The organism is Pelagibius sp. (genome assembly GCF_965249265.1).
Lineage (GTDB): Bacteria > Pseudomonadota > Alphaproteobacteria > Kiloniellales > Kiloniellaceae > Pelagibius.
In genome coordinates this window covers 1,973,797-1,987,488 of the sequence record NZ_OZ252224.1, presented here as the reverse complement: position 1 = coordinate 1,987,488, position 13,692 = coordinate 1,973,797, and the positions used below count along the sequence as shown (strand labels likewise).

Annotated in this window: 18 protein-coding genes and 1 tRNA gene; 6 read left to right on the top strand and 13 right to left on the bottom strand. The window is 61.6% G+C overall.

Translation table 11 applies throughout. The annotated features are described in order from the left end of the window. Positions 1-3 precede the first annotated feature (3 nt). Together ACP146_RS09460 and ACP146_RS09455 are read left to right on the top strand one after the other, a co-directional pair. Positions 4-507 (top strand): CoA-binding protein, encoded by a 504-nt coding sequence (locus ACP146_RS09460; RefSeq protein WP_422366509.1) that lies wholly within the window; start codon positions 4-6, stop codon positions 505-507. Between the two features lie 13 nt (positions 508-520). Then, positions 521-1,810: an O-acetylhomoserine aminocarboxypropyltransferase gene (locus tag ACP146_RS09455; protein WP_422366508.1), complete on the top strand. Its 1,290-nt coding sequence runs from the start codon at positions 521-523 to the stop codon at positions 1,808-1,810. 121 nt (positions 1,811-1,931) lie between these two features. Here ACP146_RS09455 and ACP146_RS09450 read toward each other — a convergent pair whose 3' ends face one another. Together ACP146_RS09450 and ACP146_RS09445 are read right to left on the bottom strand one after the other, a co-directional pair. Continuing rightward, on the bottom strand, positions 1,932-2,333 hold the full coding sequence (locus ACP146_RS09450) for a VOC family protein (RefSeq protein ID WP_422366507.1): 402 nt from the start codon (positions 2,331-2,333) through the stop codon (positions 1,932-1,934). A gap of 46 nt (positions 2,334-2,379) precedes the next feature. Continuing rightward, a complete protein-coding gene (locus ACP146_RS09445; RefSeq protein ID WP_422366506.1) occupies positions 2,380-3,579 on the bottom strand; it encodes an MFS transporter in 1,200 nt (399 codons plus the stop codon). Between the two features lie 198 nt (positions 3,580-3,777). Here ACP146_RS09445 and ACP146_RS09440 point away from each other — a divergent pair, with 198 nt between their 5' ends. After that, on the top strand, positions 3,778-3,978 hold the full coding sequence (locus ACP146_RS09440; RefSeq protein ID WP_425032489.1) for a hypothetical protein: 201 nt from the start codon (positions 3,778-3,780) through the stop codon (positions 3,976-3,978). Here the strand turns inward: ACP146_RS09440 and cutA are convergent. Beyond that, positions 3,975-4,310: a divalent-cation tolerance protein CutA gene (cutA, locus tag ACP146_RS09435; protein WP_422366504.1), complete on the bottom strand. Its 336-nt coding sequence runs from the start codon at positions 4,308-4,310 to the stop codon at positions 3,975-3,977. The genes ACP146_RS09440 and cutA overlap by 4 nt on opposite strands. 69 nt (positions 4,311-4,379) lie before the next feature. Here cutA and ACP146_RS09430 point away from each other — a divergent pair, with 69 nt between their 5' ends. Next, entirely contained in the window at positions 4,380-4,706 is a 327-nt protein-coding gene (locus ACP146_RS09430) for a hypothetical protein (RefSeq protein WP_422366503.1), read from the top strand. Positions 4,707-4,745: 39 nt separating this feature from the next. On the opposite strand, the gene ACP146_RS09425 is transcribed toward ACP146_RS09430, so the two are convergent. After that, positions 4,746-6,422: an ATP-binding protein gene (locus ACP146_RS09425; RefSeq protein ID WP_422366502.1), complete on the bottom strand. Its 1,677-nt coding sequence runs from the start codon at positions 6,420-6,422 to the stop codon at positions 4,746-4,748. A 218-nt stretch (positions 6,423-6,640) separates the two neighbouring features. Here ACP146_RS09425 and ACP146_RS09420 point away from each other — a divergent pair, with 218 nt between their 5' ends. Continuing rightward, positions 6,641-7,417, top strand: a complete 777-nt coding sequence (locus ACP146_RS09420; protein WP_422366501.1) for an SPOR domain-containing protein — start codon at positions 6,641-6,643, stop codon at positions 7,415-7,417. Between the two features lie 14 nt (positions 7,418-7,431). On the opposite strand, the gene ACP146_RS09415 is transcribed toward ACP146_RS09420, so the two are convergent. The 9 genes from ACP146_RS09415 to ACP146_RS09375 all read right to left on the bottom strand — a co-directional run bounded on the left by ACP146_RS09415 (position 7,432) and on the right by ACP146_RS09375 (position 13,018). Then, positions 7,432-8,238, bottom strand: coding sequence for a YdcF family protein (locus ACP146_RS09415; RefSeq protein WP_422366500.1), 807 nt, complete (start codon positions 8,236-8,238; stop codon positions 7,432-7,434). Positions 8,239-8,371: 133 nt separating this feature from the next. Beyond that, positions 8,372-8,448 (bottom strand) — tRNA-Pro (locus ACP146_RS09410). A gap of 92 nt (positions 8,449-8,540) precedes the next feature. Continuing rightward, a complete protein-coding gene (locus ACP146_RS09405) occupies positions 8,541-8,945 on the bottom strand; it encodes a MerR family transcriptional regulator (protein WP_422366499.1) in 405 nt (134 codons plus the stop codon). Between the two features lie 34 nt (positions 8,946-8,979). After that, on the bottom strand, positions 8,980-9,303 hold the full coding sequence (locus tag ACP146_RS09400; protein WP_422366498.1) for an integration host factor subunit alpha: 324 nt from the start codon (positions 9,301-9,303) through the stop codon (positions 8,980-8,982). Between the two features lie 145 nt (positions 9,304-9,448). Beyond that, the gene (locus tag ACP146_RS09395) at positions 9,449-10,429 is read right to left on the bottom strand and encodes a beta-ketoacyl-ACP synthase III (protein ID WP_422366497.1); all 981 of its coding nucleotides are present in this window, start codon (positions 10,427-10,429) and stop codon (positions 9,449-9,451) included. Beyond that, on the bottom strand, positions 10,429-11,475 hold the full coding sequence (plsX, locus tag ACP146_RS09390) for a phosphate acyltransferase PlsX (protein ID WP_422366496.1): 1,047 nt from the start codon (positions 11,473-11,475) through the stop codon (positions 10,429-10,431). The genes ACP146_RS09395 and plsX overlap by 1 nt, the downstream gene beginning before the upstream one ends. A gap of 57 nt (positions 11,476-11,532) precedes the next feature. Next, the gene (gene rpmF, locus ACP146_RS09385) at positions 11,533-11,715 is read right to left on the bottom strand and encodes a 50S ribosomal protein L32 (RefSeq protein ID WP_422366495.1); all 183 of its coding nucleotides are present in this window, start codon (positions 11,713-11,715) and stop codon (positions 11,533-11,535) included. Positions 11,716-11,825: 110 nt separating this feature from the next. Then, positions 11,826-12,371: a YceD family protein gene (locus ACP146_RS09380; RefSeq protein ID WP_422366494.1), complete on the bottom strand. Its 546-nt coding sequence runs from the start codon at positions 12,369-12,371 to the stop codon at positions 11,826-11,828. 101 nt (positions 12,372-12,472) lie between these two features. Further along, positions 12,473-13,018, bottom strand: coding sequence for a ubiquinol-cytochrome C chaperone family protein (locus tag ACP146_RS09375; RefSeq protein WP_422366493.1), 546 nt, complete (start codon positions 13,016-13,018; stop codon positions 12,473-12,475). A 126-nt stretch (positions 13,019-13,144) separates the two neighbouring features. Here ACP146_RS09375 and ACP146_RS09370 point away from each other — a divergent pair, with 126 nt between their 5' ends. Beyond that, a complete protein-coding gene (locus ACP146_RS09370; RefSeq protein WP_422366492.1) occupies positions 13,145-13,621 on the top strand; it encodes an outer membrane protein assembly factor BamE in 477 nt (158 codons plus the stop codon). Positions 13,622-13,692 lie beyond the last annotated feature (71 nt).

Here is a 13,692-nt window from a genome sequence, read left to right as displayed (position 1 = left end):
GCCATGACCCACAGCCTCGCCTACACCAACAAAGAGCTGCTCGCCATCCTGCAGGAAACCAAGACCATCGCCATGGTCGGGGCCTCTCCGAAATGGAACCGGCCCAGCTTCTTTGCGATGAAGTATCTGCAGGAAAAGGGCTACCGGGTGGTTCCGATCAATCCCGGGGTGGCAGGCAAGGAGATCCTGGGCGAGAAGGTCTACGCCTCCCTCGCCGAAATCCCCGGGAAGTTCGAGATGGTCGACATCTTCCGAAACTCCGCGGCGGCCGGCCCCATCACCGAAGAGGCGATCGCCGTCGCTGTGGACAAGGGTATCAAGGTGATCTGGATGCAACTCGGCGTGATCAATCATGAAGCCGCCGAGAAAGCCGAGGCTGCCGGCCTGACCGTGGTCATGGACCGCTGCCCCAAGATCGAGTTCGGCCGCCTCAATGCCGAACTGTCCTGGGGCGGCTTCAACTCCGGCATCATCTCCGCAAAGCGCCGCAGGGTCCGCCTCTCATGAGAAAGAGTCCGGCATGAAAAAAACCAAGACACCGGGTTTCGAGACACGAATGATCCACGCTGGCACCCAGCCGGAACCGGTGACCGGCGCCCGGCAGACGCCGATCTTCCAGAACACCTCCTACGTATTCCATGACGCCGACCACGCCGCCTCGCTATTTAATCTCCAAACTTTCGGCTTCATCTATTCGCGCCTGACCAACCCGACCGTCGCGGCTCTGGAAGAACGCCTGGCGAGCCTGGAGGGCGGACGCGGGGCGACCTGCTGTGCCTCGGGACACGCGGCGCAGATCCTGGCGTTCTTTGCCATTATGGCACCGGGCGACCGCTTCGTCGCGTCGAACCGGCTTTACGGCGGATCGATCACGCAGTTCGGCAAGACTTTCAAGAAGTTCGATTGGCAGGTCGACTTCGTCGACGTCGATAACCCTGAGAACGTCCGCAAGGCCATCGGCCCGAAGACCAAGGCGATCTTTGTCGAGAGCCTCGCCAATCCCGGTGGCGTGGTGAGCGACCTTGAAGCCCTCTCGGCCATTGCCCAAGCGGCGGAGATTCCGCTGATCGTCGACAACACCATGGCGACGCCTTATCTCTGTCGTCCCTTCGAATGGGGCGCGGATCTGGTGGTGCACTCGACCACCAAATTCCTCTCGGGCAACGGAACTTCCGTCGGCGGTGCCGTTGTCGACTCAGGCCGTTTCGACTGGGCCAAGAGCGGGAAGTTCCCGGGCCTGGCCGAACCCGAACCGGCCTATCACGGGCTCAGTTTTTACGAGACCTTCGGAGACATGGCCTTCACCATGCAGGCCCACGCCGTCGGCCTGCGCGACCTCGGCGCCACCATGGCACCGATGAACGCGTTCCAGACACTGCTCGGTACAGAAACGCTCAGCCTGCGCATGGAGCGTCACTGTGCCAATGCGAAAACCGTTGCCGAGTTTCTGGAGAACCACGAAGCGGTGGACTGGGTTTCCTGCGCTGCCTTGCCGGCCAGCCCCTATCACGATCTCGCCCAGAAGTATCTGCCGTTGGGTGCGGGCTCTGTCTTCACCTTCGGGGTTAAGGGCGGTTACGAAGCCGGTGTGAAGGTGGTCGAGAGCTGCGAGCTTTTCTCGCATCTTGCGAACATCGGCGACAGCCGCTCCCTCATCCTGCATCCGGCATCGACCACCCACCGCCAGCTGACCGAAGAACAGCGCGAAGCCGCCGGTGCCGGCCCGGCGGTGGTGCGCCTCTCGATTGGCCTGGAGACGGTGGAAGACCTCATCGACGACCTTGGCAAGGCGCTCGCGGCCACCGTCTAGTTCGGCCAGGCCGGCTCGAACCGCCGTCTACAACTGCAGTCCAAAGGATCGCAGATAGCGGCTTGGGATATCGTGAAGCAGAAACTTGTGACGCGCTGTCCGAAGCGCGCCCGGGCTCGCGCTACTCCGCGCCGTAGCAGGCTACCTCGATAAGGTTGCCGTCGGGATCGCGGAAGTAGACGGAGCGCATATCCCCCTGGGCACCTACGGTGGAAACCGGTCCGCGCTCGATGCCGATTCCCCAGCTGCGCAACCGCCTTGCCACCTCCTCTGTCGGCACCGAAGCGATAAGGCAGAAGTCGGCCGAGCCGGGTACCGGCACCGCCGCCTTGGGCTCGACCGGCGAGGGATTGGGATGAAGATTGATTTTCTGACTGCCGAAGTGCAGCGCTACCCTTCCTTCCCCGAAGTCCACGCGACGCATCCCGAAAACCGTTTCATAGAAGGCACAGGTCTCGTCAATGTCGCGGACGGTCAGCACAAAGTGATCGAGGCGGTCGAGTTCCAAAGGTGTGGAAGTCATAGACGGGTAACAACTCTCTTTAACAACAGGTACTGGTCAGAACGAACTATTCGGCGGGGACCGCCACAACGGCCCGTGGCGGTTTGTTTGGCAGAAACAGGGCGACGAACGCTGCTGCTGCGGCGGCCAGCGCCAGGATCATGTAAAGCCAGACGTATTCTCCGCTGCTGCCTTCGACCCAGGATGCGAGGAGGATCGCGGGGTTGGCGATCGAGAAGGCGAGCACGAACTTCACGCCATAAGCCAGGCTGCGGTGACGCTGCGGTGTGTAGCGGGCCAGCAGCATGTTCTCCGCGGGCAGCGCGGCGGCGCTCAAAAGCACCGTCAGGATCGCCAAGGCAATCAAGGGCGCCGACACGGCGGTGGCGATAAAGGCCATGACCGGAATCTGAAAGACGAAGGCGCTGAGATAGATGAGCTTCAGCGAAAAACGATCCGCGAGCCAGCCGCCGACAAGCTGCATCACACCGCCGGCGGTATAGACCACCGCGACCAGCACACCGATACCGAAGGCACCCTCCCCCGTCAGATCGCGCATGCGAAGATCGAACATCTTCGGTAGCGACGCCTGGGTGGCATGGAACATCAGGCCCATCACCGACATGGTCAGCAGCAGGATTGCAAAGACCTTGATCATGTCCTGGCGCGCCGGCGGCGGATCACGTGCCTCTTCGGGCCCGCCTTCGGTGACCCATCCCCGGCGCAGCGCCACAACAAGGACAAGCCCGGTCACCAAACAGATGATACCAGGCAGGATGAAGGCGGCCCGCCAAGAGATGGCGTCGATGAGAAAACCCGCAATCAAGCCGGCGGAACCGACGCCCAGAGATCCGAAGATGCCGTTCACGGCCAGGGCCATGCCACGCTTCTTGGCGTTGCGCACCAGCCAAGCAATGCCGACGGGATGATAGATCGAACTGAAAAGGCCGATTGCGGTCAATCCCAGCATCAGGGCGCTGGCAGAGTCGACAAGACCGCAGACGATGCCCGAGATCCCCAGGCCGATGAAATAGACGGCCATCATGCCGGAGGCGGACCAGCGGTCCCCCAACCAACCAGCCGGCAGCGCCGCCAGACCGACGAGAAGCGATCCGAGGGCCCAGAGCTTTATCAATTCGTGATTGGGAATGCCCCAGTCGATTTCCAGCGACAGGGCGATGACGAAGTAGAACGCAGTGAAGAGGTGCATGTAGGCATGGCCTAAGCACGAAAAAGACAGCGCCAGTTGCGCTGATCCAGCCTTCATGGCTTCTCCCCGTCAACTCCTTGGAATGTCTGTATACACTGATAACTAATTCGGCAAGCAGGCGGCATGCAAGGCAGCTATGCGGCCCCAGACACAGCAATGCGATTAGACCGCTGCCCCTTTTGCGCCGCAATCGAACACGCCGGGGCCATGATCCCGCCTCTTCCTTGCCATCATGTCCCTGCAGGCTCGAAGGCGATGAAAAAGCATGAGCCCAAGCCCGGCAAGGGCGGAAAGGATAAGATGATTGCAGGAAAAGAGGCTTGCCAAACCCCCACCGCACCTTTGGAAGGTGCACCGGGAAAGGGCGATCCGAAGGCCGCGATCGACCTGGAAAGGCTGGTCTGGGACCCGGAGTACCGCAAAGCGATGCGCCACCTGCTCCAGCGCAAAGACTAATTTCCTAGCGACGGCGCCCCAGCGGTCTCCGCGTCGATCCAGTCGAGAAAGGCAGGATTGCCGCCGGTGAGGGGAATCGAGACGACACAGGGGCAATCATAGCTGTGCAGTCTCGATACCGCCTCGGTCAGAGCCTGGACCAGGTGTTCCGCCGCCTTTAGCAGAAGCAGGGTCTCCTCCCCCTCCTGAACCTCGCCTTCCCACCAGAAAATCGGATGTATGGCCGGAATGATATTCGCGCAGGCGGCAAGGCGCGCCTTAACCATCGCGCGGCCTATCGTCCGCGCTTCCTCGACATCTGACGTCGTGACGTAGACCAGACAAGCAGCCACGGCCCAGGCTCCCGATTCGCTTTCTCAGTCAAGCTAGCTTACCATAGAGGCTTAGCAGGGAGAGTGAGCATGGCCGATTTGTCCCCCACGGCCCATGCGCTCGAACCAAAGCGGCGGCGCAGCCGTCCGACGGTAACCCAACTTGCCTGGTTGCGGCGCGGCCTCAATCAGGCTGGCGGTAAGTTGCCGTTGTTCGATCGCTATGGTCAAAGATACGACAGCCGAACGATCCGAAGCTGTATTGAGCAGGGTTGGGCGGAACCTTGGTTCAACAATCCGACCAAGCCTGACTGGCTGATCTGCAAGCTTACCGAGGCCGGCAAAGAGGTCGCCGGCACGGCGGCCGAAAGAGCTTCGCCGGAGATCCGGGAACTGGTCGAAGACCTGTTTAGCTGAAGGCAGGCTTGCGGACAGGCCCGAAAGCAGAAGCCCGCTTCAGCGGATCTGTTTGCGCCAACGCTCGATGGTGTCGGGAATGAAGCCGTTGAGCCCCCGCTCCTCCTTCCAATGCTCGGAGAAGCTTGCCGTGTCGCTGTGTGGACGCTTGTCTTCCGGCAGGTCGTCAAAGCGGATGCGCATCGGCAGGACGGCACCCTCGCCCACCACCACGGCTTGTTGATTGCGCAGCGCCGGCAGGCTGGCCAGCATCCCCTCCGCGCTCTCCGGCAGGGCCCGCCGGACAAAGTCCTGATCTTTCTGATTGCCCATGCGCAAAGCAAAAAGCGTGCTGCATTGGGAGATGATGGTTTCCGAGAGCTCAGAGGGACGCTGTGAGACAAGCCCCAGGGAAAGCCCGTACTTTCGGCCTTCCTTGGCGATGCGGGAAATCACCCGCCGGGTCGGCTCAAAGCCAATGCCTTCGTCCTCGGGGATGTAGCGATGCGCCTCCTCACAGACCAGAAGCACCGGAACGGAAACGTCGCGCTCGCTCCAAATCGCAAAGTCGAAGAGGGTTCGGCAAAGCAGCGATATCACCACGTCAACGATCTCAGACGGGACCCCTGCCAGATCGAATGTGGTCAGCGGCTTGCCTTCCACCGGCACCCGGATGATACGCGCCAGAACATCCGGCAGCGTGTCGCGCACGGAAAGCCCGGAGAACATGAAGGCGTAGCGCCGGTCCGCCCGCAGGTTTTCAATGCGGGAGCGCAAACGCAGGTAGGGCTTTGCCTGTTCGGCCTTCTGCAACTGCCCCATTGCCGCTTCGATGTTCTGGAGCAGGGCGCTCAAGGGATAGGGCGACGGCGTATCGACGGTGAGGTAACGCTTGGCCTCGTCATCTTCTGCGGTGGCGCGTTTCGCGTTCAGGATCGCGTCTTTCAGAATGAAGGCCTCGGATGACCGGTTGGCGTCGTCGCGGCTGCACATCACCTCGACCATCTCTTCAAAGTTCAGCAGCCAGTACGGCAGTTGCAGGGTCTCCGGCGTAACCACCTCGGCCAGCCCCTTGAAGGCCTTCGCATATTCGTTATGGGGATCAAGCAGGACCACGTGGCCGAAGGGGTGTTCGGAAAGGATTGCATGCAAAACCGTGGCCACCGCACAGGACTTGCCCGAACCGGTGGTGCCGAGGATGGCAAAGTGCTTACCCAAGAGATCGTCGGTCACCAGGTAGGCCGGCAGTGTTTCGTCCTGGTGAAGCGTACCGATCCGCACATTCGACCCACGCGGGCGTTTGTAGATCTGCTGGAGTTCCTCTGACGTCGCGGCAAAGATCGGCTCGCCAAGCCCGGGATAGTTCGAGACGCCGCGCAGCAGATCGAAACTCTCCCCGCTCTCTGCATCCTGCCCCTCCGCCAGGAGGTATTCGCCGAAGAGATCGATCTCAACGACCCACTGCTCGCCCAAAGAAGGCGACGGCGAGGGATTGCCGGTCGAAAGCGAAGAGACGATGCCGAAGGCAACGGAGCGCGGGGTCGGCATCTTCAAAAGAGCGCCGATCTGAACCGCTTCATTCAGTTTTGCCGCCGATTCCGCATCGGGCCCGACCGAAACCAGGCTACCGGTGATCTTGGCGCCGCTCACCGAGACGATGTGTCCAACCTTAATCGCCGTGCCAGCCGACTTCGCCGGAGCTGCCGAAGCTTGTTCCAGATTCTCAACCGCCTGCATCGTTTCGCCCTTTTTCCAGCGGCTCTCGTAAAGAGCCCAGCAGAGGCGATCATCGCAGCGAGATGTTAAGCAATAACAAAGGGATGAACTTTAGGGAAATTCTCTAAGTCACCGGCATTTAAGGATTTTAAACCATAGGCGGGATAGTTTTGACGGATCAGCCCGGGGCAGCCCAAGGCGGCTCCGAATTCATCCTCCGAGGCAATGGAGATACCCAGGTGTTGCCCCGTTTCCGCCTTCGCGCCGGTACCCTTGCGCCGCTCGCCCTTGCCCTCAGCCTCTCCGGTTGCCAGGCGATGTATGACGACACAAAAGGCTGGGCCAATCGGGTGGAAGCGTCTTTGATGAAAGCGGCCAAGGATTTCGGGAACAACCTCAGCGAAGCACAGAGCCGCCCCCCAACCGGGGTCGAGTGGGTCGGTGAAGAGGCCACCGTCTCCCCGGCTCCAGGCAAACCACAAGGCCTGGTGGAAGAAGCTGCGGCAGCAATGGCGGCGCCCGAAGAGGCGGTCACGGCCGCCGACGAGAGCAAAGCGGCCATCGCCTCTGCCTCTGCCCCTGTGCCAGCACCTCCGCCGAGCGGGCAGCAGGCCCCCGAAGCCATGGACCCGACCGGGCCCATGGCAGAGGCCAAACCGGCCTCGCCCCCGCGGCCAAAGCTGAAACCTGCAAAACCGGCCGAAAACGCAGAAAAGAAGACTCCCGGCGCACCAAAGGCGGCGAATTCGTCCAAGGCGCCGATGGTAGTCCACCTCTCCTCCCTGCGCTCGGAAAAGGCCGCAAAGAAGGAATGGGAGGCCCTGAAGCAGGCCTTTCCAGAGCAGCTCTCCGCCATGAGCCCCCGTTTCGCCCGAACCGAAATCGCCCAGCGCGGGACCTTCTACAGGGTGCTGGCGGGCCCGCTGCCTTCCAAACAGGCCGCAAAGCAGCTCTGTGGCGCCCTTAAGGCCAAGAAGCAGTACTGCCAAGTAATGAGCGCGCCGCCGTCGGCCTGACCCCCAGTCGTCCCTCAGGGTCGTCCCTCAGGGGTCGGTGCAGGCAACAGGGTCTCGGTCCTGCCGGTCACGTAGTAAGCCAGCAGCCCCAGCCACTCGTGCAGCGCCACCGAGGCAAGCCTCAGCGAACTGTCCGGCTCCCGCGGCCAGACCAGCCGGCCCGGTTCCGTACGGAAATCCACCGGATGGGGCAGCACTGTAAGGCCCGCCGCCCGGAAGCTCGCCACCGCGCGGGGCATGTGAGAGGCCGAGGTAATCAACAGCCAGGGGCGTTCGTCCTGGCCGGCGAGTTCTACGGTCAGACGCGCATTCTCGGCCGTATTGCGGGATCTTGCCTCAAAGCGGACCTGGGCCATGGGCAGGCCCTGCTCTTCGAAAAACATCCGCGTGATCTCCGCCTCGTTCAGGCCACGCGGGTTCAAACGTCCGCTGTAGCCCGTCACGATCAAAGGCCGGTCGGGCATGGCGCGGTGAAGAGCCATCGCCGTGGTCAGGCGTTCCACCGCCCCGTTGAGGGCCGGCTGACCGCGCGCCGCCACAAGCCCGCCGTCATCCGTGGCGCCACCAAGAACGATAATCCCGGCGACTTGAGGCCCCGATGCCGCGCCGGCAAATCGGTCCTCCAAGGTGCGCACAGCCAGTTCCGGCAGGGGCGTCAGCATGATCAAGCCCCCGTAGAGAACGACAAGAAGGACGCAGAGGCGTTGCATCGTCTTCCAGCCAAGCATCCGGAAAAACACGCCGCAGAGCAGCAGGAAGATCAGGGAATGCAGAGGCTTCAAAAGAAACCAAGTTATCTTGGAAACTAAGAAAAAGCTCATATCTAGTTGATTTCAATAGAAAGCAAAGCACTGCCGATCTTGCTGTGGAGCGGCATGAGGCGTCAAACCCCGACCCTGCCTGCCAGCGTGCAGGCACAAAAAAAGCCGCAATGACAAGCGGCTCTCAATGAAATGGTCGGAGCGGCAGGATTTGAACCTACGACCCCCACACCCCCAGTGTGGTGCGCTACCAGGCTGCGCTACGCTCCGCCAATTCATTGCTGCGCGACCTCCCGCGCGGCCTTTGTATAGCCGTGGATCCGAGGGTTGGCAATGCCCGGATCATTGTCTTCGGCGTCCCCTTAACGAGCCTTCTTGAGCAGGGCGCTCAACTCGCTGAGTTCCGCAATGATCGCCTGGATCTCTTCAACCTTGCCAGCGTCGCCAGCTCCGGCGGAAGCCGTGCCGGCCGCCGGGGCGGTGTCGGCTTCGGCCCCGTCTTCCTTGGCGCGCCCCTCCCGCAGGAGCTTCTGAACCCCCTTGATCGTATAGCCTTCGCTGTACAGCAAATCCCTGATCCGGCGCAGCAAGGCAATGTCTTCAGGGCGGTAGTAGCGGCGGCCGCCGCCACGTTTGAGCGGGCGGACCTGGCTGAACTTGCCCTCCCAAAAGCGCAGGACATGCTGCGGCACATCCAGCTCTTCGCTGACCTCACTGATGGTCCGAAAAGCGGATGCTGACTTACCGGCAGAACGACTGGCTTGCATGCTGATCCTATACTGTTCAGCGCCTTGAAAGACTCTAGTGCGCGGCTTCGCTGACCGTGTTGCTCAGCGAATCGTTGATCCGATTCTTTAGAACATGCGACGCACGGAACACCAGCACGCGTCGGGGTAAGATCGGAACTTCTTCACCGGTTTTGGGATTGCGACCGATACGCTCCCCCTTTTCCCGGACCGAGAAGCTGCCGAAAGACGAGAGCTTCACCATCTCGCCCCGCACCAAAGCGTCCGAAATCTCGTTAAGGACCGATTCGACCAAATCGGCGGACTCGTTGCGCGACAGCCCGACCTCCTGATAGACGGCCTCACTTAAATCCGCTCTGGTAATTGTCCCTCCGGCCATGCTCCCCTCCTATGCTTTTCTGATTCTTAAGACACTAACGCAACGTCAATTGACGGTCAATTATGCAGGGAATACCGTAGGATGCGACTAATTTTTGACGCAGCTTGACAACCTGGGGAATTCAGGGCTTGGCGCGGACGCCGGATCACCAGCGAACCAGAGCCGAGCCCCAGGTAAAGCCGCCGCCCATGGCTTCCATCATCAGAAGGTCGCCGGACCTGATACGCCCGTCGCCGATGGCCTCGTTCAGGGCCAGCGGGATGGAAGCGGCGGAGGTGTTGGCATGACGGTCGACCGTTACAACGACCCGGTCGCTGGGCAGATTGAGCCGTTTGCCCATGGATTCGATAATCCGGATGTTCGCCTGGTGCGGCACCAGCCAATCGACATCTCCCGGCGTCAGCCCATTGGCCTCCAGGGCAGCATCCACGGCCTCGGCCATGCGGACCACGGCGTGGCGGAAGACCTCCCGGCCCTCCATACGCAGGTGTCCGACCGATTGAGTGGAAGAAGGCCCGCCATCGACGTAGAGCGCGTCGTGGTGGCTGCCGTCGGAGTACAGATGGGTGGACAGGATTCCTCTGTCCTTGCCGTTGGGCGGGCCGTCCTGCTTGATCCCTTCCAGCACCACGGCCCCCGCCCCGTCGCCGAAGAGCACACAGGTCGAGCGGTCTTCCCAGTCGAGGATACGCGAAAAGGTCTCGGCGCCGATCACCAGGGCCTTCGAGGCCTGGCCGCTGCGCAGAAAGTTGTCCGCTACCGAAAGCCCATAGACGAAACCGCTGCAGACCGCCTGAACATCAAAGGCCGCACCGCCGGCCATACCGAGGCCGTATTGAATGCGGGTCGCGGTCGCCGGGAAGGTTTCATCCGGGGTCGACGTGGCGCAGACGATCAGATCGATGGCATCCGCCGCCACGCCGGCCTGGGCCAGCGCCTCTTTCGCCGCCGCGAGCCCCAGATCCGAGGTCATTTCGCCTTCCGCCGCGATATGGCGCTGGCAGATGCCGGTGCGCTGGCGAATCCACGCGTCGTCGGTATCGACGCGCTTTGACAAGTCGGCATTGGTGACGACTTGTGAGGGCAGATAGGCCCCACAGCCAGTGACAAGGGATCGGAACATCACTAGACGGCAGCCACTTGTGCTTTGTCGGGGCCGCGATCCAACAACGCCAGGTCCGAGCGGATTTTCTCGATGATGCCGTGCCGGTGCATATCCACCGCGACGCCGATGGCATTGGCAAAGCCCAGCGCATCGGTTCCGCCGTGGCTTTTCACGACAATACCGTTCAGTCCCAGAAACATCGCCCCGTTGTACCCGCGGGGGTCGACCCGTTCGCGCAGCTTGCGCATGGCGGGGCGGGCCAGCAGGTAGCCGAGACTGGCAAGAATCGATGACCGGAAGGTGTGGCGCATATACTCATTGATCAGCTTGGCCGTTCCCTCGGCCGTCTTAAGGGCGACGTTACCGGTGAAACCGTCCGTCACAATGACATCGGCGGTGCCTTTGGCGATGTCGTCGCCTTCCACGAAACCGAGGAACTCGCCGGGAATGGCGCTTTCACGCAGGATGGTATTGGCTTCCTGCAAAGCCTCATGACCTTTGGTGTCTTCGGACCCGACGTTCAAAAGCGCGAAGCTGGGCTGAAGCAGACCGAGCACCGAGCGGGCGAAGGCGTTGCCCATCACCGCAAAATCGACCAGATTCTCGGCGTCGCAATGCACATTGGCGCCAAGATCGAGCATGACCGACTCGCCATGCATCGTCGGAAAGAAAGAGGCAATCGCCGGCCGGTTGATCCCCGGCAGGGTCTTCAGCACGAACTTCGCCATGGCCATCAGGGCGCCGGTATTCCCCGCCGAGACAACACAGTCGGCCTCGCCGGCCTGAACGGCATTGATCGCCAAGCGCATGCTGGAATTGCGGCCGGAGCGCAGCGCTATCGAAGGTTTTTCCTCGCTGCTCACCACATCGTCGGTATGCAGCAGCGTGGTCACCGCCTTCAGGCCCTTCTTGCGCTTGAGGAGCGGTTCAACCTCGGACTTCCGTCCAAACATTAGGAAGCGCACTTCAGGGAAGCGTTCACGCGCAATATTGGCGCCACGAACCACCATATCCGGTGCCGCGTCGCCGCCCATGGCATCCAATGCGATCGTAACCGCCTTGCCCATAGGCCCGCTCAGCTCCGCCTGCGGTCAACTGCCAGAAACAGTCGCACAGGCCGGGCCTTAGATGCTCTCCGCATCCGCAACTTCGCGGCCGTCATAGTAACCGCAGGCAGCGCAGACATGGTGCGGCCGCTTCAACTCGCCACAGTTGGGACACTCATGATAGTTGCTAGCTGCAAGGGCATCGTGGGCCCGCCGCTGGTTGCGCCTGGACTTGGAGATTTTACTCTTAGGAACTGCCATGATTCTCGTCTTTCTTCATCAGGCTAGGCTTGCCTTCACAAGCGACTACTTAGCCAATCTCAGCCTCTTCATCAAGCAAAGCCAGGATCTCGAGGCAAAGGTAACCTAACCTATCGTTTACTCTTCAGCACCTTCAGTGCGGCGAAGGGGCTGGTCTCCCCCTCGTCTTCAGATGGCCGGTAGCGGTCTGGAAGCTCCGCACCCGCGGCACGCGGGTATGGATCCAGCGAAACCGCCAATTCCTGCACCACCAACTCGCCGAGGTCGATTCCCTCCCCGGGCAGCGGCTCGGGCGGGTCATCAGCCTCAGGGTCCACCAAAACTTCGCTCTCAACCTTCGTTCCGGCAACCAGCGTCTGATAAGACACCTGAAAGTCGCCGGAAAGCGACTGATGCACCGGTTCCAGGGTTACCACACAGGCTTGCGTCAGCTCTGCAGCCCAGCGACCGTCCACGACGATCAAGCCCCCAAGCCCCGGCGACAACCGGCAGTCGGCGCTCAGGCTATCAAGACCCAGCAGCCCCAGGCGCGCTGAAACCAGCGCCCTCTCCTCAACCGTCGCCTCTATGCGCTCGGCGACCTTGTGTTCGCCAAGCCGGTCCAAGGTCACAATCCTTGAGAACTCGCTCGTCGCCTTCGCGGTTGATCCGCCCATGGCAGCCCTCCGTCTCCAGCGTCAAAAAGCGGCGCACCATAGGGTTTGGGAAGGCCCGGGTCAATCCCCTTAAAAGACCACAAATCCGGTGCTTTCAGCCGCTAGGGGGCGGCGAATCCGACCTTGCCGCGACGCAGGGCCGCCCCGTCCTGGCCATCCAGCGCCGCAGCCTGCGCCGTCACGTATTTCGCAAGGTCGGCAGGGTCGACCGCGCCGCTCGGCAAGGTACCGTAAACATTGCGCAGCAGGGCCGCCGACAGATCATCTTCGCCTTCCGCGCCCGGGTCGTCGTCCAGGGCCGCTTCGTAGGCGGCCAGGCGCCCGGTAAAGCCCTCTGCCATGCGCTGCACCCGCTTGCCGACCCCCAAATCACCGGCCCCCATCTCTCTCAAGGAACGGTCCATATCGGCGTAGAAAGCTTCCTGAAGAGCGCCCGCCAACATCTCGCCCTCCGGAAAGTCCCGTTTCAGGCGGCGCAGCACCAAAACCATATGGAGGACGATGGACTCAAACCGGCCATCGACGCTGTCGGGAATCTTCATATCCGCGAACAGCGCCGGCCTGCGTGCCTGCTCGACGATTTCGCCGTAAAGCGTCCAGGCGATGTCCTCATCTGGCTTAGTTCCGAAAAATCGCTTGAAAATCATATAGATCACGGAAATTCGAGGGAACGATCAGTCTCGGGTCTGCCCTGAGCAGCCCTATTTTGGGGCTTGAAATGGCACCACCTGACGGTTTAATCAAGCTGTTCGGGGTCAAATGAGAGGTTTATCGTGATCGCAACGAAGGAGCAGTCCCTGCGCCGGCGGGTTTTCGCTTTGCCAGCCTTGGCGCTGACGGCAGCTTGTCTGGGCCTGGCGGCTTGCGGCGGACCGGTTCAGGTTCGCGGCAATATGCCCGATGTGGAGGACGTCGCTGTCCTGGAGCCGGGGGTTCACAGCCGCCAGGATGTTGCGGATCTCCTCGGATCGCCCTCCACCGTTTCCACCTTCCAGGACCGCAAGTGGTACTACATCGGCCAAAAAACCCAGGAATTCGCCTTCCTGAAGCCTGAGGTCTTGGACCGCAAGGTTCTCGTCGTGACCTTCGACGAAGCGGGTTACGTCGACCAAACCACAAGTTATTCGCTTGCCGACGCTCAGGAAATCCAGCCCGTCGAGCGGATCACGCCGACGGAAGGCAAGGATCTGACGCTGTTGCAGCAGTTGTTCGGCAACCTGGGACGCTTCGGCGGTTCAGGCTCCAACTAAGCCCGCGGCCAAGGCCGGCGATCAGGCACAAAAAAGGGCCCCGGAAGCACGCTTCCGGGGCCCTTTTACTT

What these genes read in the sequence shown, in the direction of transcription:
- ACP146_RS09455 (WP_422366508.1), top strand. Translation starts at nt 521, where the DNA reads ATGAAAAAAACCAAGACACCGGGTTTCGAGACACGAATGATCCACGCT.
- rpmF (WP_422366495.1), bottom strand. Translation starts at nt 11,715, where the DNA reads ATGGCAGTTCCTAAGAGTAAAATCTCCAAGTCCAGGCGCAACCAGCGG.
- plsX (WP_422366496.1), bottom strand. Translation starts at nt 11,475, where the DNA reads ATGGGCAAGGCGGTTACGATCGCATTGGATGCCATGGGCGGCGACGCG.
- ACP146_RS09400 (WP_422366498.1), bottom strand. Translation starts at nt 9,303, where the DNA reads ATGGCCGGAGGGACAATTACCAGAGCGGATTTAAGTGAGGCCGTCTAT.
- ACP146_RS09440 (WP_425032489.1), top strand. Translation starts at nt 3,778, where the DNA reads ATGAAAAAGCATGAGCCCAAGCCCGGCAAGGGCGGAAAGGATAAGATG.
- ACP146_RS09375 (WP_422366493.1), bottom strand. Translation starts at nt 13,018, where the DNA reads ATGATTTTCAAGCGATTTTTCGGAACTAAGCCAGATGAGGACATCGCC.
- ACP146_RS09460 (WP_422366509.1), top strand. Translation starts at nt 4, where the DNA reads ATGACCCACAGCCTCGCCTACACCAACAAAGAGCTGCTCGCCATCCTG.
- ACP146_RS09380 (WP_422366494.1), bottom strand. Translation starts at nt 12,371, where the DNA reads ATGGGCGGATCAACCGCGAAGGCGACGAGCGAGTTCTCAAGGATTGTG.
- ACP146_RS09405 (WP_422366499.1), bottom strand. Translation starts at nt 8,945, where the DNA reads ATGCAAGCCAGTCGTTCTGCCGGTAAGTCAGCATCCGCTTTTCGGACC.
- ACP146_RS09445 (WP_422366506.1), bottom strand. Translation starts at nt 3,579, where the DNA reads ATGAAGGCTGGATCAGCGCAACTGGCGCTGTCTTTTTCGTGCTTAGGC.
- ACP146_RS09425 (WP_422366502.1), bottom strand. Translation starts at nt 6,422, where the DNA reads ATGCAGGCGGTTGAGAATCTGGAACAAGCTTCGGCAGCTCCGGCGAAG.
- ACP146_RS09415 (WP_422366500.1), bottom strand. Translation starts at nt 8,238, where the DNA reads ATGAGCTTTTTCTTAGTTTCCAAGATAACTTGGTTTCTTTTGAAGCCT.
- ACP146_RS09430 (WP_422366503.1), top strand. Translation starts at nt 4,380, where the DNA reads ATGGCCGATTTGTCCCCCACGGCCCATGCGCTCGAACCAAAGCGGCGG.
- ACP146_RS09450 (WP_422366507.1), bottom strand. Translation starts at nt 2,333, where the DNA reads ATGACTTCCACACCTTTGGAACTCGACCGCCTCGATCACTTTGTGCTG.